The 21,455-nt window shown below is 69.8% G+C and carries 18 protein-coding genes; 6 read left to right on the top strand and 12 right to left on the bottom strand.

Annotated elements, in window-relative coordinates:
• Window positions 1–14 precede the first annotated feature (14 nt).
• Together AC3A5T_RS05830 and AC3A5T_RS05825 are read left to right on the top strand one after the other, a co-directional pair.
• The gene (locus tag AC3A5T_RS05830; protein WP_487627759.1) at window positions 15–746 is read left to right on the top strand and encodes a nuclear transport factor 2 family protein; all 732 of its coding nucleotides are present in this window, start codon (window positions 15–17) and stop codon (window positions 744–746) included.
• Between the two features lie 163 nt (window positions 747–909).
• Complete coding sequence (locus AC3A5T_RS05825; RefSeq protein ID WP_487627758.1) at window positions 910–2,670, top strand: DUF2207 domain-containing protein; 1,761 nt, start codon at window positions 910–912, stop codon at window positions 2,668–2,670.
• A gap of 126 nt (window positions 2,671–2,796) precedes the next feature.
• On the opposite strand, the gene AC3A5T_RS05820 is transcribed toward AC3A5T_RS05825, so the two are convergent.
• The 4 genes from AC3A5T_RS05820 to AC3A5T_RS05805 form a co-directional block, all read right to left on the bottom strand.
• Complete coding sequence (locus AC3A5T_RS05820) at window positions 2,797–5,967, bottom strand: efflux RND transporter permease subunit (protein WP_487627757.1); 3,171 nt, start codon at window positions 5,965–5,967, stop codon at window positions 2,797–2,799.
• A 248-nt stretch (window positions 5,968–6,215) separates the two neighbouring features.
• A complete protein-coding gene (locus tag AC3A5T_RS05815) occupies window positions 6,216–7,205 on the bottom strand; it encodes an efflux RND transporter periplasmic adaptor subunit (protein ID WP_487627756.1) in 990 nt (329 codons plus the stop codon).
• Complete coding sequence (locus AC3A5T_RS05810) at window positions 7,202–8,491, bottom strand: TolC family protein (protein WP_487627755.1); 1,290 nt, start codon at window positions 8,489–8,491, stop codon at window positions 7,202–7,204. The genes AC3A5T_RS05815 and AC3A5T_RS05810 overlap by 4 nt, the downstream gene beginning before the upstream one ends.
• A gap of 54 nt (window positions 8,492–8,545) precedes the next feature.
• Window positions 8,546–8,893, bottom strand: a complete 348-nt coding sequence (locus tag AC3A5T_RS05805) for a DUF2946 family protein (protein WP_487627754.1) — start codon at window positions 8,891–8,893, stop codon at window positions 8,546–8,548.
• Window positions 8,894–9,057: 164 nt separating this feature from the next.
• Here AC3A5T_RS05805 and AC3A5T_RS05800 point away from each other — a divergent pair, with 164 nt between their 5' ends.
• Window positions 9,058–9,690 (top strand): hypothetical protein, encoded by a 633-nt coding sequence (locus tag AC3A5T_RS05800; protein ID WP_487627753.1) that lies wholly within the window; start codon window positions 9,058–9,060, stop codon window positions 9,688–9,690.
• A 4-nt stretch (window positions 9,691–9,694) separates the two neighbouring features.
• On the opposite strand, the gene AC3A5T_RS05795 is transcribed toward AC3A5T_RS05800, so the two are convergent.
• The 4 genes from AC3A5T_RS05795 to AC3A5T_RS05780 form a co-directional block, all read right to left on the bottom strand.
• On the bottom strand, window positions 9,695–10,615 hold the full coding sequence (locus AC3A5T_RS05795; protein ID WP_332078085.1) for a ParB/RepB/Spo0J family partition protein: 921 nt from the start codon (window positions 10,613–10,615) through the stop codon (window positions 9,695–9,697).
• On the bottom strand, window positions 10,612–11,427 hold the full coding sequence (locus AC3A5T_RS05790) for a ParA family protein (RefSeq protein WP_487627752.1): 816 nt from the start codon (window positions 11,425–11,427) through the stop codon (window positions 10,612–10,614). Before AC3A5T_RS05790 ends, AC3A5T_RS05795 begins: the two co-directional genes overlap by 4 nt.
• A 195-nt stretch (window positions 11,428–11,622) precedes the next feature.
• Complete coding sequence (gene rsmG / locus AC3A5T_RS05785; RefSeq protein WP_487627751.1) at window positions 11,623–12,264, bottom strand: 16S rRNA (guanine(527)-N(7))-methyltransferase RsmG; 642 nt, start codon at window positions 12,262–12,264, stop codon at window positions 11,623–11,625.
• A gap of 289 nt (window positions 12,265–12,553) precedes the next feature.
• Complete coding sequence (locus tag AC3A5T_RS05780) at window positions 12,554–13,180, bottom strand: 4'-phosphopantetheinyl transferase family protein (protein WP_487627750.1); 627 nt, start codon at window positions 13,178–13,180, stop codon at window positions 12,554–12,556.
• A 111-nt stretch (window positions 13,181–13,291) separates the two neighbouring features.
• On the opposite strand from AC3A5T_RS05780, the gene AC3A5T_RS05775 reads away from it, so the two are divergent.
• Both AC3A5T_RS05775 and AC3A5T_RS05770 read left to right on the top strand, forming a co-directional pair.
• Window positions 13,292–14,710 carry an AMP-binding protein gene (locus AC3A5T_RS05775; RefSeq protein WP_487627749.1) on the top strand — a complete coding sequence of 473 codons (1,419 nt, stop codon included), beginning with the start codon at window positions 13,292–13,294 and terminating at the stop codon, window positions 14,708–14,710.
• 103 nt (window positions 14,711–14,813) lie between these two features.
• Window positions 14,814–15,071, top strand: coding sequence for a GlsB/YeaQ/YmgE family stress response membrane protein (locus AC3A5T_RS05770; RefSeq protein WP_232137503.1), 258 nt, complete (start codon window positions 14,814–14,816; stop codon window positions 15,069–15,071).
• Between the two features lie 73 nt (window positions 15,072–15,144).
• On the opposite strand, the gene xth is transcribed toward AC3A5T_RS05770, so the two are convergent.
• Genes xth through AC3A5T_RS05755 form a run of 3 tightly spaced genes read right to left on the bottom strand, consistent with a single transcriptional unit; the run spans window position 15,145 to window position 17,899 of the window.
• Window positions 15,145–15,918: an exodeoxyribonuclease III gene (gene xth / locus AC3A5T_RS05765; protein ID WP_487627748.1), complete on the bottom strand. Its 774-nt coding sequence runs from the start codon at window positions 15,916–15,918 to the stop codon at window positions 15,145–15,147.
• A complete protein-coding gene (locus AC3A5T_RS05760) occupies window positions 15,915–17,210 on the bottom strand; it encodes a sensor histidine kinase (RefSeq protein WP_487627747.1) in 1,296 nt (431 codons plus the stop codon). The genes xth and AC3A5T_RS05760 overlap by 4 nt, the downstream gene beginning before the upstream one ends.
• Window positions 17,207–17,899, bottom strand: coding sequence for a response regulator transcription factor (locus tag AC3A5T_RS05755; RefSeq protein WP_487627746.1), 693 nt, complete (start codon window positions 17,897–17,899; stop codon window positions 17,207–17,209). Before AC3A5T_RS05755 ends, AC3A5T_RS05760 begins: the two co-directional genes overlap by 4 nt.
• A 76-nt stretch (window positions 17,900–17,975) precedes the next feature.
• Here AC3A5T_RS05755 and AC3A5T_RS05750 point away from each other — a divergent pair, with 76 nt between their 5' ends.
• The gene (locus AC3A5T_RS05750) at window positions 17,976–20,042 is read left to right on the top strand and encodes an LTA synthase family protein (RefSeq protein WP_487627745.1); all 2,067 of its coding nucleotides are present in this window, start codon (window positions 17,976–17,978) and stop codon (window positions 20,040–20,042) included.
• Here AC3A5T_RS05750 and AC3A5T_RS05745 read toward each other — a convergent pair.
• Complete coding sequence (locus tag AC3A5T_RS05745; protein ID WP_487627744.1) at window positions 19,978–21,399, bottom strand: coniferyl aldehyde dehydrogenase; 1,422 nt, start codon at window positions 21,397–21,399, stop codon at window positions 19,978–19,980. The genes AC3A5T_RS05750 and AC3A5T_RS05745 overlap by 65 nt on opposite strands.
• Window positions 21,400–21,455 lie beyond the last annotated feature (56 nt).

Raw genomic sequence — 21,455 nt, 5'->3', positions numbered from 1 at the left:
GGCGGGTCCGGAGCGTGCTGCGCCAGATCACGGAATCAAGCGTCTATCCGGACCGGAAGCGAGTTCGGAACCTCACGTTCGACTCCATCGGCGATGGCCGCTGCGCGTCGCTTTCCGCGTTCGTCATCCCGTGTCCCAAGGCTTGGCTCCTGGCAACTGGCGACCTGCCGACTCGACACTGGACGCGGCGATCGAGGGCTTGTGACATCCATTGCGTACCCATGAGGAGCGTCACCGTGCTGAAAACGATCGTGTTCGCGGGATTCATTGCCACCGCATCCCTGGCGTCTCTTCCGCTGCTCGCACAAACGAATGCGCCGGGGGTGCGCGAGGCGCATGCGGAACACGAAGTCATCGCGCTCGCTGGCACCTACGCGAACGCGATCGTCGAACGCGACGTCGCCACGCTCGACCGGTTGCTCTCGGAGGACTTCGTCGATGTGTCGCCGGATGGCACGGTCAGTACGCGCGCGCAGTTCATTAACGAGTACGCGAATCCGCAGCCGACTGCGCCAAAGTTCGAATCCGCCGTGTTCGATGCCAGCGATGCGCGGGTGCGCGTCTACGGCGACACGGCCCTCATGACCGGCCGCAGCACGTGGCGCGGAAGTGCAGGCGGCCATGCGTTCACTGGCGTGCTCGTGTCGACGATGGTGGCCGTGCACCGGGACGGGCAGTGGCAGATCGCCAGCTCGCATTCGAGTTCGGTGCCGCCGGCGCAGGACGCGTCATCCCCGGCGGAGTGATCAACGCCCGACGCGCGGTGTTCGCGATGCACAGGCCCGTATCGGGACAAGCGCCATCCCTTGCGCACGCTGCGCGCGACACCGCCACGCCTGCGGTGTGATCATCGGCATTCGCGTCGCGGGGGCACTCCCTCGGCGCGCTCCACCCCCAGGGAACCGCCCGATGATCCGTCTGCTGCTGTCGTGTCTGCTGTTGCTGTGCACCGCGCCGCTGCTGGCGCAGGAACGCATCCTGTCTTACGACAGCGATCTGCAGCTCAATGCGGACGGCAGCCTGGATGTGACCGAGCGCATCCGGGTCCGCGCGGAAGGCGAGCAGATCCGCCGCGGCATCTATCGCGATTTCCCCACGCATTACCGGGACCGCTACGGCAACCGGGTCGTGGTCGACTTCGAAATGTTGGGCCTCATGCGCGATGGGCAGCCCGAGCCGTTCTTTCTGGAAAACAGGTCGAACGGCGTGCGCATCAACACCGGCAATGACGACTTCCTGCCGGTGCCGGCGGCGTTCACGTACACGCTGCGCTATCGCACGTCGCGGCAGTTGGGATTTTTCGACACGCACGACGAGCTGTACTTCAACGCGATCGGCCACGGTTGGGCGTTTCCGATCGAAACCGGCGGTGCGACGCTGCGTCTGCCGCGCGACATCCCCGCCGCCGATCTGGCCGCCGAGTGCTACACCGGCGCGCAGGGTGCGACGACGCAGGCCTGCACGGCCGAGGTCACCGGTCCGGGCGCCGCGCGGTGGACACTGACCGCACCGTTGCAGCCGGAAGAAGGGCTGACCACGGTGCTCTCGTTTCCGAAAGGCCTGTTCGTCGAACCGACCCGCGCGCAGAGACTGCGCTGGATGCTCGACGACAACCGCGCGGCGCTGATCGCGCTGGCCGGACTGATCGTGATGCTGGCCTTCGGCCTGATGCGCTGGCGCAAGGTGGGGCGCGACCCGAAGGCAGGCCCGGTGGTGGTCGAGTACGACCCGCCCGACGATCTGTCGCCCGCCACGCTGCGCTACATCGAGAAGATGCACATCGACGCGCGCGGGTTCTCGGCCGACGTGCTGTCGCTGGCCGTGGCCGGGCATGTCGACATCCATCGCGACGAGAAGGTGCTCAAGCAGGACGACTGGCGCGTGCAGCGTGCTTCCGGTCCGGGCCGGCCGCTTGCGCCGGGCGAAGCCGCCTTGCTGGCGGACCTGTTCGAGGACGACGATGCCCTGATCTTCGACTCCGGCAACGCCACACGCATGGTGCGCATCCTCAACGCGCACCGGGTGCGGATCAAGCAGGCGATGGCCACGCGCTTTCCCGGCGGCCTGTACCGCTACAACGGCGGCAGCATTGCGTGGATGGCACTGCTGCTGGCGGTGTTCTCGATCGCGACGGTGATGTTCGGCATCGGCACGGGCTCGGGCCTCGTGCTCGCGCTGCCGTTGCTGATCGCCATGGCAGTGGTGTTCCTGGTGTTCGTGTTCCTGCTGCCGACGGTGACGCCCGCAGGCCGCCGCATGCGCGACCGCATCGAAGGCTTCCGGCGCTATCTGACCGTGGCCGACAAGCAGGATCTGCAGCGCCTGACAGCACCGGATGCGGACGCGCCGATGCTGGACGCGGGCCGTTTCGAATTCCTGCTGCCATATGCGGTGGCGCTGCAGGTCGAGGATGCGTGGACGAAGAAATTCACCGCCGCCGTGGGCGCGAGCGCGGCGGCGGCTGCGACCGCGTCGATCGGCTGGTACTACGGAAGCGGCGCGCACGGCGCCCCGGGCATTTCCGACATCGCCGGTTTCAGCAAGGCGATCGGCAGCGGGTTCACCGGACAGATCGCGTCGTCGGCGTCGCCGCCTGGGAGTTCGTCGGGGAGTGGGGGCGGTGGGTTTTCGGGTGGGGGCGGTGGAGGTGGGGGCGGCGGCGGGCGGTGAGCGATGCGTTGTGTCGCCCAGAGCGCCCTCACCCCAACCCCTCTCCCTGAGGGAGAGGGGCTCAAGGGCCAGCCGGTCGCGCGGGGTGCGGGCCGCCGAAAAGCCAAATCCCGATGACCCGCGACCTCAAGTCCGATCGGCCCGCCGATGCATCCACCGGTACAACACCGGCAACACCAGCAGCGTCAGCAGCGTCGACGAGAGGATCCCGCCGATGACCACCGTCGCCAGCGGGCGCTGCACTTCCGCACCCGCGCCGACGTTGAACGCCATCGGCACGAAGCCGAGCGAGGCGACCAGTGCGGTCATCAGCACCGGACGCAGGCGTCCGAGTGCACCTTCGACGATCGCAGGGCGTAGATCGAGGCCGTCCTCGCGCAGCTTGCGGATGAAGGTCAGCATCACGAGGCCGTTGAGCACGGCCACACCCGACAGCGCGATGAAGCCGACACCGGCCGAGATCGACAGCGGAATGCCGCGCGCCGCGAGTGCGAGTACGCCGCCGGTGAGCGCGAGCGGTACGCCGCTGAAGACCACCAGTGCATCGCGCAGCGAACCGAAGGCCATGAACAGCAGCGCGAGGATCACCGCCAGCGTCAGCGGCACCACCAGCGACAGACGCTGGCTGGCCGACGCCAGCTGTTCGAACGTGCCGCCGTAGTCGATCCAGTAACCGGTCGGCAGCGTCACCGAAGCGGCGACGGCGCTCTGCAGCTCGCCGACGAAGCCACCGAGATCGCGTCCGCGCACGTTGGCGGTGACGACGATGCGGCGTTTGCCGTTCTCGCGGTTGATCTGGTTCGGCGCGAGCTGCGTGCCGATGGTCGCGACTTCGCGCAGCGGCACCGTGCGGGGCGTGCCACTGGCCCAGCTGCCGCCGCGATCGGATTCGTCGGCGCTGTCGGCGGCGGCGCCCGGGAGCGGAATCGGCAGGTCGGCCAGCGCTGCAGGATCACCGCGCAACGACTCAGGCAGCCGCACGACGATGTCGAAACGGCGGTCGCCATCGAAGAGCTGGCCCGCTGTCTCGCCGCCGATCGCCGCGGCGACCACGCGTTGCACGTCGCCCGGGTTGAGCCCGTAGCGCGCCATCGCGCGTGGATCGGGCGCGATCTCCAGCAACGGCAGGCCGTCGACCGCTTCGATGCGCACGTCGGCGGCGCCGTCGATGCCCTGCAGCACGCGTTCGACATCAGTGGCGACCGCCTGCAGGCGCTCGAGATCGTCGCCCTGGATCTTCACCGCCACGTCGCTGCGCACGCCGGAGATCAGTTCGTTGAAGCGCATCTGGATCGGCTGGGTGAACTCGTAGTTGTTGCCGGGCAGGGTCTCGGCGATGGTTTCGAGCTCGCCGACCAGCGTGGCGCGTGGCTTGCGCGGATCGGGCCAATCCGCGCGCGGCCTGAGGATCAGGAAGGTGTCGGCGACCGACGGCGGCATCGGGTCGCTGGCGACTTCGGCGGTGCCGATTTTCGAGAACACGCGTGCGACCTCGGGCACCTGCAACAGACGGCGTTCGAGCGCGCGCTGCATCGCCACCGACTGTTCGATGCCGGTGCCGGGCACGCGCATCGCATGCAGTGCGATGTCGCCCTCGTCGAGTCCGGGAACGAACTCGCTGCCCATCCGCGTGGCCAGCCAGCCGCAGGCCAGCACCAGCACCAGCGCGCCGCCGACGAACCAGTGTCCGTGTCGCAGCGCCCAGTCGAGCGCGGGCGCATAGCCGCGACGTGCGGCGCGCATGACCCGGTTGTCGTGCTCGGCAACGCGGCCGCGCAGCAGCAAGGCGATGGTCGCCGGCACGAAGGTCAGCGACAGGAGCATCGCGCCGGTCAACGCCAGCACGACGGTGATCGCCATCGGGTGGAACATCTTGCCTTCCACGCCTTCGAGCGCGAACACCGGCAGATACACCGCGGCGATGATGCCGAGCCCGAACAGACTGGGTCGGATGACTTCGGCGCTGGCCGAGGCCGCGACCGCGTGCCGCTCGCGCGTATCGAGCAGGCGGCCGAGCCGCTGCTGCGCTTCGCCGAAGCGGCGCAGGCAGTTCTCGACGATGATCACCGCGCCGTCGACGATCAGTCCGAAATCCAGCGCGCCCATGCTCATCAGATTCCCGGACACGCCGCCCTGACGCATGCCGATCACGGTGAACAGCATCGTCAGCGGAATCACCAGCGCGGTGAGCAGCGCCGCGCGCACGTTGCCGAGCAGCAGGAACAGCACCACGATCACCAGCAGCGCGCCTTCGATCAGGTTCTTGGCGACCGTGCGGATGGTGCGGTCGACCAGCGCCGTGCGGTCGTAGACCGCGACTGCGCGCACGCCGTCGGGCAGGCTCGCATTCGTCGCCTCCAGCCGCTGCGCCGCGGCCTGCGCCACGGTGCGGCTGTTCTCGCCGAACAGCATCAGCACCGTGCCGAGCACGACTTCCGCGCCGTTCTGCGTGGCCGCGCCGGTGCGCAGTTCGCGGCCTTCGCCGACGCTCGCCACATCGTGCACGTGGATCGGCACGCCATCGCGCCGCGCCATGACGATGTTGCCGATCGCCTCGACATCGGCGACCTGCCCCGGCACGCGCACCAGCAACTGCTGGCCGTTGCGCTCGATGTAGCCGGCGCCGACATTGCGGTTGTTGTTGGCGACCGCGGTGACGACATCCTCGAACGTGAAGTCGAGCGCGACCAGCAGCGCGGGATCGGGCGTGATGTGCACTTCCCGCGCGAAACCGCCGATGGTGTCGACCTCGGTCACGCCGCGCACATTGCGCATCTGCGGCCGCACGACCCAGTCCTGCAGCGTGCGCAGATCGGTCGCGGTGTAGGGCGTGCCGTCCGGCTTGCGCGCATCCGGCTCGGCCTCGACGGTGTACATGAAGATCTCGCCGAGCCCGGTCGCGACGGGACCGAGCGACGGCTCGACATCGTCCGGCAACTGCCCCTGCACCTGCTGCACGCGCTCGGCGACCTGCTGCCGCGCGAAGTACAGATCGGTGCCGTCCTCGAACACGACGGTGACCTGCGAGAGGCCATACGCCGACAGCGAACGCGTGTAGTCGAGACGCGGCAATCCCGCGAGCGCGGTCTCGATCGGGAACGTGACGCGCTGTTCGGTTTCCAGCGGCGAATAGCCGGGCGCCGACGTGTTGATCTGCACCTGCACGTTGGTGATGTCGGGCGTCGCGTCGATCGGCAGTTTCGTGAAACTCCAGCTGCCGACGGCGATCAGCAGGAGCGTCGCGGCAAGGACCAGCCAGCGATGGCGGATGGCGGCGTGGATGAGGGATTCAAGCATGGGGGTGGTCCCTGCTTGCGATCAGGCGTGACTTCGCAGGCACCCCTCCGATCCCGGTAACGTCATTCCAGCGGCTTTCAACAGACGTATGTCTGATCACGCCGATATCCATTCTGATGCTGGCGGAATGACCTGAAGAGCGGCTTCGGTTCGTTCCCAGCGAAGATGGATTCCCGCTTTCGCGGGAATGACGGGGAAACGGCAACCCGCGAACGGGTCCGAACGCACGGCCTGCGTCGGAAGTGACGTCAATGCGCATGACCCGCCCCCGCCTTCTCCAGATCCGCCTTGATCGTGTAGCTCTGTGCGATCACCACGTCCTCGCCCACCGCAATGCCCTCGACGATCTCCACCTGCCGCGCATCGCGCCGCCCGAGCGTCACCACACGTTTCTCGTAGCGATCGCCCTCGCGCACGAACACCACGTCGCGGCCGTCCATCTGTTGCAAAGCCGTCAGCGGCACGACGAGATCCGCCGGCTGCGTCGACACGGTGACCAACGCGCGCACGGCCGAGCCGGGGCGCCACTGGCCGTCCGCGTTGTCGAGCGTGGCGCGGGCGATCGTGCTCTGGCTCGCGGTGGCGGTGCCGGGCAGCACGCGGTCGATACGCGTGTCGGCAGTCGCGCCGTCGCCGAGGCGGCTGATCGTCACCGGCGAGCCGGCGGCGAGATGCTCGGCATCGCGTCCGAAGACATGCAGGTCGACCCACAGCGTCGACAGATCGGCGATCTCGTACAGCACCGCGCCTTCGCCGGCGCTCTGGCCGACGGACGCGTTGCGCGCGAGGACGGTGCCGGTGATCGGCGCGGCAACCGCATACGTCGACAGGCTGAGATTGCTCTCGATCGTCGCCAGCGCCTGGCCGGCGCGCACGCGGTCGCCGACTTCGGCGTGCAGCCGGCGGATCGGCCCGGGGAAGCGTGCGGTCACGCGGGCGTTGCCGCTTTCCAGCGTGGTCAGCAGGCCCTGCACTTCGTGCTGGTCGGCGATGGTGCCGGCCACGGCGGGCGCGACACGGATGCCGAGGTCGTCGGCGATGTCGGCTGCGATGGTCGTGGCGTCGTCTGCATGCGCCTCGTCTGCGTGCCCGTCATCGGCGTGCGCGTCCGCGGGTGCATCGGCAGGCGCACCGGACGTGTCGGCCGCTGGCGCCGTCGACGATCCGCTGCACGCGGAAAACAGCAGTGCCAGGGCGAGCGCGAACGAAGCGGCAGTGACATGGTGGAACGTCCTCATCGGGCGTCTCCTTCGAAAGGGGCGGGCGTCGCATGCGCGACGACGAGGGACTGGCCGGTCAGGCGCTGCAGTTCGATCAGGGCGATCTGCGCGGCTTCGGCGGCGTCGAGTTGCTGGCGCAGCGCATCGCTGCGCGCGTCCTGCAGTTGCGACCATTCGAGATACGACACCGCGCCTGCGCGCCACGCGCGCTCGGTGGCACTGGCGGCGCGATCCAGACGCGGCAGCACGTCGCGCGCGAGCAGCGAGACCGCCGACTGCGCGACGCGATAGCGGCCATGCGCGTCGGCCAGCGTGGCCTGCAGCGCGCGATCACCGGCATCGCGCTCGATCGAGACCAGTGCGAGTTCCGCGGCTGCGGCGCGGATCGCCGGCTGCGCACGCGCGCGACTGCCCAGCGGCAGGACAAGGCCACCGACCAGCGAGGTGTCGCCGTTCTCGCGCTGATGGCGGATGCCGGCCTGCCAGCCGATGTCCGGCGTGGCGTCGCTGCGCGCGAGCTGCAGCCGTGCTTCGGCGATGCGTGCCTTGTCGTTGAATTGCAGCAGTTCCGGTGATCGCGCAAGCAAAGTGCGCAACGTCTCGAAGTCGGATATGTCCGGCAGCACCAGCGGATCGCTGTCGGCGATGGCGACTCCACCCTCCGGATCGCCCCACAGCATCGACAGGCTGCGCTGTGCGGTTTCGATTTCCAGGCGCGCATTGGCGGCCTGCAGTTCGGCCTGCGCCTGCGCCGCCTGCGCGGTGAGCACGACCGCTTCGGGTGAGGCACCAGCGGCGAAGCGCTGGCGCGCCGCGGCCACGACACGCGTGCGCTGCGCGACGTCGGCCTGCGCGATTTCCAGGCGCCGCATGGCGACGACGATCGCGAGATGGCGACGCGCGGTGTCGGCCAGCAGATCGACGCGTGCGGCTTCGCGCTGCAGGGCCAGCGCATCGATACGGGTCTGCGCGAGCGCGCGGCGTGCATCGGGCTTGCCGCCGCGTTCGAACACGCCGGCCAGCGTCAGCGTGGTTTCGAGTGTGCGCGTGGGCGCATCGAGGCCGAGGTTCTCGATCTCGATGCCGGCCTCCAGCGGCGGTCGCAGCGCGGCGACCTCGCGTTCGGCATCGAACACCGCGCGCTGGCCGTCGAACAGGCGCAGCTCGGGATGGGCATCGGCAACACGCACGAACGCGTCATCGAGGGTGAGGGACTGCGCGCTTGCGCGCACGGGCGCCGACTGCGCGGCCACGAGGCACGGCGCAGCGGCGAGGGCGGCCAGGGCCGCCAATCGCAACAACATGGGAACGCTCCAATTCCGGAATGACGAAAAGCCGGCCTCAGGCCGGCGCGCGCGTCATGCGGAAATCGGCGGGCGCAGCAGGGAATCGGGCACGCGCGCGGGCGCGGATTCGGACACGGGCAATGCGGGGTGCGGCATCGCCAGTGGTGCCAGCAGCGATGCCACCGGCGGCAGCGCGGGCGTATGCGCGCCACAGGTGGCGCAATGCGCGACCGCGTGCAGCAGGTCGCCGCCGTCCTCGTGCGTGTCGGATGCGTGGTCGTGCTGCTCGGCGGTCTCGCCGTGCGCGGCCTCGTAGGTATTGCCCATCGCCACCAGCACCGGCGCTGCCATCAACCCGAACACCAGCAGCGCCAGCAGCAGCCGGCGCGACCAGGACAGGGAGTTGGCGATGCGATGCATCCGCGCAGCCTAGGCGCTGCGCACGGCGTTACACAATTCCAGCAGACGCGTGCGTGGCGCGGTGGACCGTTCGTGGCGCTTTCTGCGTTGGACGGGAAACGGGCCGGATTCGCGCGCAACCGGCCGCCCACCATCGCGCTTCGCGAAGCGACCGAGAGACCGCCATGACCCGATCCCGCCTGCGACATGCCGTTCCCGCGCTCGTGCTGGGCCTGCTGTGCCTGACGGCCGCCGCCGCGCCACCGCCGACCGGCAGCCGTGAACTCGATCCGGACATCGCCGACCGCCTGCCGCGACCGGACGTCTCGGAACTGCGCCGCGTCTGCGCACAGCCGTTCGAAAACCGCGGCACGTTCGTCATGGGTGCCAACGTCACCGGCGCGGGCGCGTCTTCGGACTTCGTGCCCGAACACCGGTATCTCGAAATCCGCCAGGTCCGCGCGACGCTGCGCGGGCCGGGACTGTCGGCCGGCGATCTGTCCGCCAGCGTGTCGGGCGAGAGCGGCTGGTACGACATGCGGTTGTCGAACGACGCCATCATCTGGACCGCTGCGGCGGACGGTCCGCTGTACGCCGACCGCGGCAGCCGGATCAAATTCGTGGCGTATCGCAACAGCGGCAGTGATCGCGCAGTGACCGGCGATTACGTGATGCGCGGCTGTCTGGTGGATCGCGTGCCGCAACGGATCACGCGGCCCGACATCGATGTGCCGCGCCTGCCGAAGAAGCGGCTGACGCCACGCGAGCCTGTGGAGATGACGCCGCTGCGGCGGCCGGCGGTGCCCGCCGGCGGATGACGCCTCAGGCGCGCTGCGCGCGCAGGCGCTCGAGCACGCCGTCGAGCGCTTCGAGATTGCCGTAATGGATCACCAGCCGGCCCTTGTTGCCGCGGCCGTTCGCGATGGACACGCGCGTGCCCAGTGTCTCCGACAGTTCGTTCTCCAGCGAGACGATGTCGGCCTGCGGGCGCGCCTTGTTGCGCGCGACGGTGCGCGTATCGCCGCCCGGCACGCGACCGGCAGCGAACTGCTGCGCGCGATGTTCGACTTCGCGGACCGACCAACCGTGCTCGACGGCGTCGCTGGCGAGCTTGCTGGCGAGTTCGGGCGAGAGCGTCAGCAGGGCGCGGGCGTGGCCCATTTCCAGCTGCCTGGATTCGACCAGGATGCGGATCGCCGGCGGCAGTTCCAGCAGACGCAGCAGGTTCGACACCGCGGCGCGCGAGCGGCCGACGGCTTCGGCGGCTTGTGCGTGGGTGAGGTCGAATTCGTCGATCAGCCGCTGCAGCGCCTGCGCTTCTTCCAGCGGGTTGAGGTCTTCGCGCTGGATGTTCTCGATCAGCGCCATCGCGACGACCGTGCGGTCCTCGACGTTGCGCACGACCGCCGGCACTTCGCTCAGGCCGGCCTGCTTCGACGCGCGCCAGCGCCGTTCGCCGGCGATGATCTCGAAGGTGCGGTCGGGGCGCTCGCGCACCACCAGCGGCTGGATCACGCCCTGGGCCTTGATCGACTCGGCCAGCTCGGTGAGCTTGTCGGCGTCCCAGTGTTTGCGGGGCTGGTACTTGCCGGCGCTCAGCGCATCGATCGGCAGCACGCGCAGCGTGTCCTGCTCGGTCGCTTCCAGGCTGGCCGGCGCCTCGGCTGCGGCCTTCGGGCCGAGCAGGGCTTCGAGGCCGCGGCCCAGACCGCGCTTCTTGGCGGGCGTCTTCGCAGCGGTCATGCCGGCGTCTCCATGGCGGTGGCGTCCTGATTGCTCTTCTGTGCGTCGCGTTCGCGCTGGCGGCGGATCACTTCGCCGGCGAGACCGAGATAGGCGATCGCGCCGCGCGAGCCCTTGTCGTAGCCGACGATGCTCTGGCCGTGGCTGGGCGCCTCGGCCACGCGCACGTTGCGCGGCACGATGGTGCGGAACACCTTGTCGCCGAAGTGGTTCGTCAGCTCGCCCGACACGGCGTTGGCGAGGTTGTTGCGCACGTCGAACATCGTGCGCAGCACGCCCTCGACCTCGAGCTTGGGATTGAGGTTCTGCTTGATCGCATCGATCGTCTGCAGCAGCGCGGTCAGGCCTTCGAGCGCGTAGTACTCGCACTGCATCGGCACGAGCACCGAATCGGCGGCGGTCAGCGCATTGAGCGTCAGCAGCGACAGCGCCGGCGGACAGTCGATCAGGATGTAGTCGTAACGCGCGCGCAGCGGTTCGAGCGCGCGCTTGAGGCGCTGCTCGCGATCGTCGGCGCCCATCAGTTCGAGTTCGGCGGCGGTGAGATCGGTGTTGCCGGGAATCAGGTCGACCTCTTCCTCGGTCTGCACGATCGCATCACCGGCCTCCACCTCGCCCAGCAGCACGTCGCAGGTCGACACCGGCACCGCGCCCTTGTCGATGCCGCAGCCCATGGTCGCGTTGCCCTGCGAATCGAGGTCGACCAGCAGCACGCGGAGCGGCGTGCGCGCGAGCGCAGCGGCCAGGTTCACGGCCGTCGTCGTCTTTCCGACGCCGCCCTTCTGGTTGGCGATGGCGATGATGCGGGCCATGGGCTCCGTGCGAGGTTCAGGAAGGGAATCGGCCACCGCGGGCGGCGGCCGGACCGGGGATTATGCCCCCCAAGGGTCGCTTGGGGACACCGATCCGGCCGCGCGTCGGCATCAACGGGGCGACGCGGTTGCAGATGAACCGGGGATGCGCGGCCGGGTGTCGCGGATGTCCCGCGTGCGATCCGGGACAGCGGCTCAGGCGCGTGCGACGACGACCAGGTGCCGTTCGGCGTCGAGGCCGGGCACCTCGAGCGGGGTGACCGAGTCGAGCCGCCAGCCGGTCGGCAGCGCGACGATCTCGTCGACCGGATGGACGCCCTTCATCGCCAGCAGGCGGCCGCCGTCGGCTTTCGGCAGATGGCCGCCGACGGCGAGGATATCGGGCAGCGTGGCCAGCGCACGCGCGGTGATCGCGTCGAACGCACCGGGCCGGTCGACGGCTTCGATGCGCGATTCGGCGACGTCGGCATTGGTGAGTTTGAGCTGCCGCACCGCCTCGCGCAGGAAGCGCGCCTTCTTGCCGTTCGACTCGACCAGAGTGACGTGCAGGCCGGGCAGCGCGATCGCCAGCGGAATGCCGGGCAGGCCGGGGCCGGTGCCGAGATCGGCGAGCGTGGCGAGGCCGTCGACGTGCGGCACCATCGCCAGCGAATCGAGCAGATGCCGCACCACCATCTCGCGCGGATCGCGCACGGCGGTCAGGTTGTAGGTCTTGTTCCAGCGCACGAGCAGCGCGAGATAGGCGAGCAGCGGGTCGGCCAGCGTCGGCGCGAGGCCCAGGGTGCGCAGCCCGGCGTCGAGTTCGGCGCGCAGCGCGGTGTCGTCGGAGAGTTCCATGGCGCGCATTGTAGAAGCTGGTGCGGCGCGTGGTCTGTGGATCGAGCCGGATGACTGCGTCCTCGCGTGCGCTTGCTGAGCGCGGGTGTCCAGTGGGCTCGAACGTCCAGATTGCGGTGCGCCTCGTCCTTTCCTTTCCGGGGGAAGGTGCCCGGAGGGCGGAAGCGGGTGCTTTCAGGATGTTCCGCGCAAAGCTTCGGCCCTCACCCGACGCGCTGCGCGCGCCGACCTCTCCCAGAGGGAGAGGTGCAGATTTCTTGGCAGGTCGGGAGACGACCTTGATCGCAAATCAGATCTGCGAATCAGCAACCCGAACGCCCGCTAGATCCACCCGCCGCCACGCCACCGTCGCCAGATAGCCCGGCAACGGTGCGAACGCATGCAGATGCCAGTCCGCCGGTGTCCCCAGCGCAGGGTCACAGGCGACCAGCGCCCAGCCATCGTCGCGCGCGGCGAACTCCAGGCGATCGAGCCCGAACGACAACCCCTGCCCATGCGCTTTCAGCACGGCTTCCTTCGCGCACCACAGCTGCACGAAGGCGGCCTCTGCATCGTCGGGGGCGCGCGTCGCCAGCGCCGTGGCTTCGCCCGCAGTGAAGAAGCGCTGCGCCAGTGCCATCGCCTGTGGCCGGGGCCGCATCCATTCGATGTCCACGCCCACCGACACACCGTCGCCCAGTGCGACCAGCAAGGCATCGCCGCTGTGGCTCCAGTTCGCGTCGAGGCCCGGATGGCCGGGCACCTGCAACTGCGGGCGGCCGCGCGCGTCGCGGTCGAGGGCGAGGTCGGACCCGGGGCGGCCGAGCGTGTCGGCCAACCAGGGGCGCACCAGGGATTCGGCGGACTGGCCGCGGCGGTAGTCCCGCCACGCGATGCGCACCGCCCCGGCGGCCAGACTCAAGGTTTCGCTGAACATCCCTCGCTGAACATCCGAACTTGGCATCCCGCAGGCCGTCCAGCGTAAGCTAAAACCGCTGTTCCGCGGGCCGGACACGGCGTACGGAACAATCTTCGGAGTCGCAACACGATGTCGGCAGTGGGTGTGGAACAGGGCGCGTCGCGCATCGAGGGCCTGCAGGGCGCAGGCGAGTACCGGCCGCTGGTCGGCGGCGATCCGTCGCGCGCGATCGCGTTCGGCGCCGGCGGCGTGGTGACGCTCGACACCTTTCTCGCGCACGTGCGCGGCGTCGCCGCGCTGCTGCCCGATGCGCCGTTCGCGCTGAACCTCTGCGAAGACCGCTACCGCTTCCTCGTCGCGTTCTGCGCCGTCGCGTTGCGCGGGCAGACCACGCTGCTGCCGCCGGCGCGCACGCGCGGTGCGATCGACGACGTTCGCGCGCGGCATCCGCACAGCTACTGCATCGGCGATCGCGACGACTGCGGCTGCGACGCGCCGCACGATGTCGGCCACGCGCCCGCGCCGCCGCATTACGTGCGCCTGCCCGATGCGCTGCCGACGCGCGATGGCGACGTGCCGCAGATCGCGCTCGACGCGCTGGTCGCGATCGGGTTCACCTCCGGCAGCACGGGCGTGCCCGGCGCCAATCCCAAGACCTGGGCCACGTTCCACGCGTGCACGCTGCAGAACCTCGCCGCACTCGCCGATCTGCACGGCGCGGCCACGTTGCCGGTCGTGGCGACCGTGCCGCCGCAGCACATGTACGGCATGGAGCTCTCCATCCTGCTGCCGCTGCTCGGCAATGTCGCCGTACACGGCGCACGGCCGTTCTTTCCCGAAGACATCGCGGCCGCGTTGCGCGATGCACCGCGTCCGCCGTTGCTGGTCACCACGCCGGTGCATCTGCGCTCGCTGGTCGAATCGGGCGTCGCCCTGCCGCCGCTGGCCGCGATCGCCACCGCGACCGCGCCCCTGCCGCAGGCGCTGGCCGCCGAGGCCGAAGCGCGGTTCGGCTGCGAGGTGCGCGAACTGTTCGGATCCACCGAGACCTGCATCTTCGCGCGCCGCCGCACCGCGCTCGAGCAGGCCTGGACCCCGTTCGACGGCGTGCGTCTGCAGCCCGTGCCCGACGGCACCCTCGTGCACGCGCCGCATCTGCCCGAGCCGCGGCTGCTGGCCGACATCGTCGAACTCGATGCCGCGGGCCGGTTCGAGCTGCGTGGCCGTCAGGCCGACATGATCGAGATCGCCGGCAAGCGCGCCTCGCTCGCCGACCTCACCCGCCGCCTGCTCGCCATCGACGGCGTCCGCGACGGCGTGATCTGCCAGAGCGCCACGCCGGATGCCACCGGCGTCCGCCGGATCATGGCCGCGGTCGTGGCGAGTCCTGCGCTCGACGATGCCGCGCTGCTGGACGCCTTGCGGGCCAGTATGGATCCGGTGTTCCTGCCGCGCCGCATCCGCCGCGTCGACGGGCTGCCGCGCAACGAGACCGGCAAACTGCCCCGCGCCGCGCTGGACGCTCTGTTCGGTCCTTCGGCCGGCTGAATACCGACATCTCCGTCACGGACCGGGCCGGATGCTGGCGCCGGCCTTCGGGCCTGCACGCGCCACTTCCCGATTTCCCGAGTTCCGCACTGGAGCATTCCGCATGAACTTCCTCATCTACATCATCGTCGGTGGCATCGCCGGCTGGCTCGCCAGCATCCTGATGCGCACCAACGGGCAGCAGGGCATCCTGCTGAACATCGTCGTCGGCATCATCGGTGGCTTCATCGGTGGCTGGCTGCTGCCGATGCTGGGCGTCTCGCTCGGCGCAGGCTGGATCGGCTTCCTGCTGACCGCGCTGATCGGCGCGATCATCCTGCTGGCGATCGTCAACCTGTTCCGCCGCGGCAGCGCGCGCTGATCGCAGCGGGATCGATGTCAAAAAAAGGCCCGGCATTGCCGGGCCTTTTCTTTGCGGGATGCACCGCGTCGCCTCAGCCCGAAATGGTGACCCAGGCCGGCGCATGGTCGCTGGGGCGGTCCCAGGTCCGCGGTTCGCGATCGATGCCGGATGCGACGACCTGATCCCGCAACGCATCCGACACCAGCGTGAGATCGATCCGCAGGCCGAGATCGCGGCGGAAACCCGCCTGGCGGTAATCCCACCAGCTGAAGACGCCCGCGTCGTCGTGATGCAGGCGGAACGCATCGTGCAGACCGAGGCCGAGCAGGCCGCGCAGGGCGTCGCGCTCGGCGGTCGAGGTCAGGATGTGGCTGTCGTTCCAGACCGCGGGGTCGTGCACGTCGCGGTCGTCGGGGGCGATGTTGAAATCGCCGAGCACGACGAGCTTCGGGTGCGCGGCGAGTTCGCGCTGCACCCAGTCGTGCACGGCGGCGAGCCAGCGCAGTTTGTAGGCGTATTTTTCGGTGCCGACGTCCTGGCCGTTGACGACGTACAGGTTGATGACGCGCACGCCGTCGATGGTCGCGGCGATCACGCGCTTCTGTTCGTCGTCGAATCCCGGAATGCCGATCTGCACGTCGTCGAGTACGCGGTCGCGGGCGAGCAGGGCGACGCCGTTGTAGGTCTTCTGGCCGGCGAACACGGTGCGGTAGCCGAGCGCGGCGAGCGCGGTGACGGGGAAGCGCGCGTCCTCGAGCTTGGTTTCCTGGATGCCGACCACGTCGGGTTGCGCATCGCGCAGCCATTGCTCGAGGTGCGGCAGGCGGACGTTGAGCGAGTTGACGTTCCAGCTGGCGATCTTCATCCGGGAATTCTAGCGTCCGCCGCCTCGCCGGTCGCGCGCATGCGCAGCGTGGCGGTGGTGCCGCCTTCGGGCGAGGAGCGGATGTCGAGCGCCCAGCCGAGGTGTTCGCAGACGCGCGCGATGAGTTCCAGGCCGATGCCGTCGCCGGTCGGCACGCCGGTGCGCGCCATGCGCGAGTAGACGGCGCTGATCTGCTCGGGTGTCATGCCGTGCCCGGGATCGCGGATCACGACGGTGGCATCGCCCTGCAGTTCGACGTCGATGCGGCCGCGGTCGCTGTGTTCGATCGCATTGCGCAGCAGGTTGCCCACCGTCGCGCGCACGACGGCCGGCGGCGCGAGCAGGGTGCAGGGCTGCGGCGCGTGCAGCACGATCTCCAGTGCCTTGTCGCGGGTGAGATGGCGGTGGTCGTCGATGATCGCGGGCAGCAAGGCCGACAGTTCGATCGGCTGGCCGGCCTGCAGCAGGCGCGCGGGATCCTTCGCCAGCGCGAGCAGCAGGGCGATCATCCGGTCCATGTCGTCGGCGGTGCGCTGGATGCGGCGCAGCTGGTGCGCGGTCATGGCCGGCACGTCGGGCGGCGCCAGTGCGAGTTCCGCGGCGCCGGACATCACCGCGATCGGCGTGCGCAGTTCGTGGCTGGCGGTGTTGATGAAGGCGCGTTCGCGATCGACGAACTGCTCGTTGCGCTGGAGGTAGTCGTTGAGCGCGTTGGCGATGACCAGCAGTTCCGAACTCGCGCGCGTCTCGGGCACGATCCGCTGGCCGGTGCGGTCGGGCGACAGCGCGGCGATGTCGCCGGCGAGCGTGGTCAACGGCCGCAGGGTGCGGCCGAGGCCCAGCGCCATCAGTCCGCCCATCACCGTAACCAGGATGACCGACGAGCCGAGAATGAAGAGCGTGAGCCGGTCCTCCTCGCGCTCCATGTCGGTGATGTCGAGGGTCAGCACGTGGCGCACGCCGTCGACGTGCTCGACCAGCACCAGGATCTCGGTGCCGTTCGGCAGCTCGACCTCGTCGTGGATGCCGTCGGGCAATGCCGCGGTTTCCGGCGGCGCGCCGCCGTTGACGTACAGACGCAGGCTGTCGGAATCGCTCCAGCGATACGACGGATCCGCCGCGCTGCGTTGCAGATGATGGGTGAACTCGGTGCGCAGCATCGAATCCCACAGCAGGCGTTCGGCGTACTCGTTGACGAGAAAGCCGTGCAGCGAGACGCCGGCCGCGAGCAGCAGCGCGTAGACGGCCAGCCAGTACAGGATGCGGCTGCGCAGACTGCGTGCGCGGCTCATGCCGGCGCGCCGGTGTCGGCGGGCGCCGCCAGCCGGTAGCCGTAGCGCGGCAGGGTCTGGATCAGCTTGATCGCGAACGGGCCGTCGACGCTGCGGCGCAGTTCGTAGACATGCGAGCGCAGCATGTCGCCATCGGGCGGCGCGTCGGCCCACAGCGCGTGCTCTAACTGCTGGCGTTCGACCGCGGCGGGACTGGCCTGCATCAGCACTTCGAGCAGCTTGCGGCCCGCGGGGTAGAGATGCAGCGGCTGGCCGGCGCGGCTGGCTTCGAGCGTGTCGAGGTTGAGGCGCAGGTCGTGCACTTCCAGCGTGCGCGCGCTGCGGCGGCCGCGCGCACGCGCCAGCACGGCTTCCAGGCGCACTTCGAGTTCCGGCAGTGCGAAGGGCTTGGTCAGATAGTCGTCGGCCCCGGCGCGGAAGCCGGCGATCTTGTCGGGCAGTTCGTCGCGGGCGGTGAGCATGATCACCGGGGTGTCGATCGCATGTTCGCGCAGGCGCTGCAGCAGGGCGCGGCCGTCGAGGCGCGGCAGCATCCAGTCGAGGATGATCGCGTCGTAATGCTGGGTCACCGCGAGGTGCAGGCCCACGATGCCGTCCGGCGCGGCGTCCATCTCGTGGCCACGCGGCTCGAAGTAGTCGAACAGGTTGCCGACCAGGTTGCGGTTGTCCTCGACCACCAGCAGTCGCATCGGTTCTCGTCCTGGGCGCAAAGCGTGCCGGCCGATGATACGGCGCGGCGGCGCGGCGTTCCGACAGGCTTCCGACATGCCGGCGTCGATCCTGTACGGGCCGCGGATCGCGCGGCGGGTGGATTCGGACATGACGCTACGGACTGCGATGACGCGCCTGAAACCGGTGCTGGGCATGGCCATGCTCGGCCTCGTCGTGCTCGGCGTGTCGCGGTTGGGGCTGGCGCTGTGGCAACGGGCGGCGGTGGACGAGGTCCATGGCTGGGTGCCGGTGCTCGTGCAGGGCCTGCGCGTCGACGTCGCCACGCTGTGCCTGCTGTTCGTGCCGCTGGCGGCGTTGCTGCTGCTGGTGCCCGCCGCGGTCTACGACGCGCGCTGGGTGCGCGGCATCGCGGTGGGCTGGCTCGCGCTCGCGACGACGCTGCTGGTCTGGCTCGAACTCGCCACGCCCGGCTTCATGGCCGAGTACGGCCTGCGGCCCGACCGCGTGTTCGTCGAATATCTGGTCTATCCGCGCGAAGTGCTGTCGATGCTCGCCGAAGGCCGGCCGCTGGAATGCATCGGCGTGCTGCTGCTGACCGCGGCGGCCGCCTGGGCCAGCCTGCGGCTCGCGCGACGCGGGTGGCCCAGTCAGCCGACGCCGGCCGGCGGCGTGCTGCTGCGCGCCGGCCTCGCGGTGCTGGTGCTCGGCGTCGGCGCGTTCGGTGCGCGCTCGACGCTGGGCCATCGGCCGATGAATCCGGCGATGCTGGCCTTCAGCACCAATCCCACGGTCAATGCGCTGCCGCTGAACTCGTTCTACTCGCTGGCGTTCGCGATGCGCGGCTGGCTGCAGCACGAGGAGACCGCCGAGTCCCTGTACGGCGAACTGCCGGCGGAGACGGTACTCGCATCGGTCCGGGCCGGCACCGGCCTGCCGGCCTCGGCGTTCACCGACCCCGAGCGTCCGACGCTCGCCGCGCGTGCGCCGGTGTGGCGCGGCAAGCCGAAGAACCTGGTGATCGTGCTGGAGGAGAGCCTCGGCGCGCAGTTCATCGGCAGCCTCGGCGGGCGGCCGCTGTCGCCGGAGTACGACCGCCTGAGCGAACAGGGCTGGGCGTTCGAGCGGCTGTACGCGACCGGTACGCGCTCGGTGCGCGGCATCGAGGCGGTGGTCGCCGGCTTCGCGCCGACGCCGGCGCAGGCCGTGGTCAAACGTGCGCGCAGTCAGCAGGGCTTTTTCACCCTCGCCGACGTGCTGCGCCGGCGCGGTTACGACACGACGTTCTACTACGGCGGCGAAAGCCATTTCGACAACATGCGCGGTTTCTTCCTCGGCAACGGCTTCGGCCGCGTGGTCGAGCAACGCGACTATCGCGCGCCGGCGTTCGTCGGCTCCTGGGGCGTGTCCGACGAGGATCTGTTCGCGCGCGCCGACGAGGAATTCGCGCGCCTGCATGCGGACGGGAAGCCGTTCTTCGGTTTCGTATTCACCTCGAGCAACCACGATCCCTTCGAGTTCCCGACCGGCCGCATCACCCCGTTCGAGCAGCCGCTGGCCACGCGCAACAATGCCGCGAAGTACGCCGACCACGCGCTGGGCGGCTTCTTCGACAAGGCGATGGCCAGCGACTACTGGAACGACACCGTGTTCCTCGTCGTCGCCGACCACGACTCGCGCGTGTTCGGCCGCGATCTGGTGCCGGTCGACAATTTCCATATTCCGGGTCTGATCCTCGGCGCCGGCATCGCGCCGCGTCGCGACGACCGCATCGCCAGCCAGATCGATCTGGGGCCGACGCTGCTGTCGCTGATCGGCATCGCCGATGCCACGCCGATGACCGGCCGCGATCTCGCCGATCCGGCGATGCGCCTGCCCGGGCGCGCGTTGATGCAGTACGACCGCAATTTCGCGTGGTTGCAGGGCGACGATGTGGTGGTGCTGCAGCCCGACAAGGTGCCGAGCCAGTACCGCTACGTGCCGGGCCAGGGCCGCCTGCAGCCCGCGGCGCTGTCGCCACTGCTCGCACGCGAGGCGCATGCGCAGGCGCTGTGGGGATCGCTCGCGTATGAGCGTGGCTGGTACGGATTGCCGCGGGTCAACGCGCGAGAAAATCCACCAGCTTCGCGATCCGCGCATACGGCGGTCGCAGCCAGTCGGTAACCGCGACGCGCGACTGCCACAGCACCGGCAGCGCCTTGGTCATCGCATCGAACCCGGCGCGGCCGTGATACGCGCCCATGCCGCTCGGGCCGACGCCGCCGAACGGCAGGCGGTTCGCGGCGAAATGCAGCAGGGTGTCGTTGACGGTCACGCCGCCGGCGACGGTGCGCGCGAGGATCGCCTCGGCCTGCGCGCGATCGCCGAAGGGGTACAGCGCCAGCGGCCGGTCGCGCGCTTCGACGAAGGCGATGGCGTCGTCGAGCGAGTTGTAGGACATCACCGGCAGGATCGGCCCGAAGATTTCCTCGCGCATCACCTCGCTGTCGTCGCCGGGCTCGACGACCAGCGTCGGTGCGAGGGCGCGCGCGCCGTCGACCTCGAGCAGCGGCAGCACGGTCAGGCCGCGTGTGCGCGCATCGTCGAGCAGACCGGTCAGGCGCGCATGCTGCGCGTCGCTGACGATGTGCGTGTAATCCGACGCGCGGGTGCCGGCATCGGCATAGCGCGCCTGCACCTCGAAACGCAGCGCCTCCAGCAGCGCGTCGCGACGCGCGGCATCGACCAGCACGTAATCCGGCGCGATGCAGGTCTGGCCGGCGTTGAACAGCTTGCCGGTGACCAGCCGCGACGCGGCCTTCTCGAGCGGATAGCCGGGGCAGACGATCGCCGGCGACTTGCCGCCGAGTTCCAGCGTCAGCGGGGTGAGGTTCGGCGCCGCGGCGGCCATGACCTTGCGGCCGACTGCGGTGGAGCCGGTGAACACCAGATGGTCGAACGGCAGGCCGGCGAACGAAGCGCCGATGTCGGCATCGCCGAGCGCGACGGCGACGCGGTCGGCCGGAAACACTTCGGCCAGCAGCGAACGCAGGAACGCGCTGCTGCGCGGCGTGTGTTCGGACGGCTTGAGATAGACGTGGTTGCCGGCGGCGATCGCGGTCGCCAGCGGAATCAGCGCCAGATTCACCGGGTAGTTCCACGGCGCGATCACACCGACCACGCCCAGCGGCACCGGACGCACTTCGGCGCGCGCCGGCCACAGCTTCCAGCCGGCGCCGACGCGACGCGGGCGCATCCAGCCACGCAGATGGCGGCGCAGTGCATCGATCTCTGACAGCACGGTCATGCCGTCGGCGATCAGCGATTCGGACCGCGCGCGATGGCCGAAGTCGGCCGAGATCGCGTCGGCCATCTCCTCCAGGCGTCGCGCGAATGCGGCGCGCAGGCGGGCGAGATCGTCGCGGCGCTGCGCGGCATCGGGGCGACGGCTGCGCCAGGCTGCGCGGAGGGCATCAAGCGTCGGTCGCAGGTCGGCGACCGGCGTCGCGGCGGGTGTCGGATCGGTCGGGGCGGCGTCCATCGCCGCAGTGTAGCGCCGGCGTCGCGGCATTCCGGCAGGGCCGCAGGTAGACTCCG

It is taken from the genome of Luteimonas sp. Soil_C_16, assembly GCF_057657295.1.
Note: the sequence above shows the minus strand (reverse complement) of the source record. Positions and strands in the feature narration are given on the sequence as shown.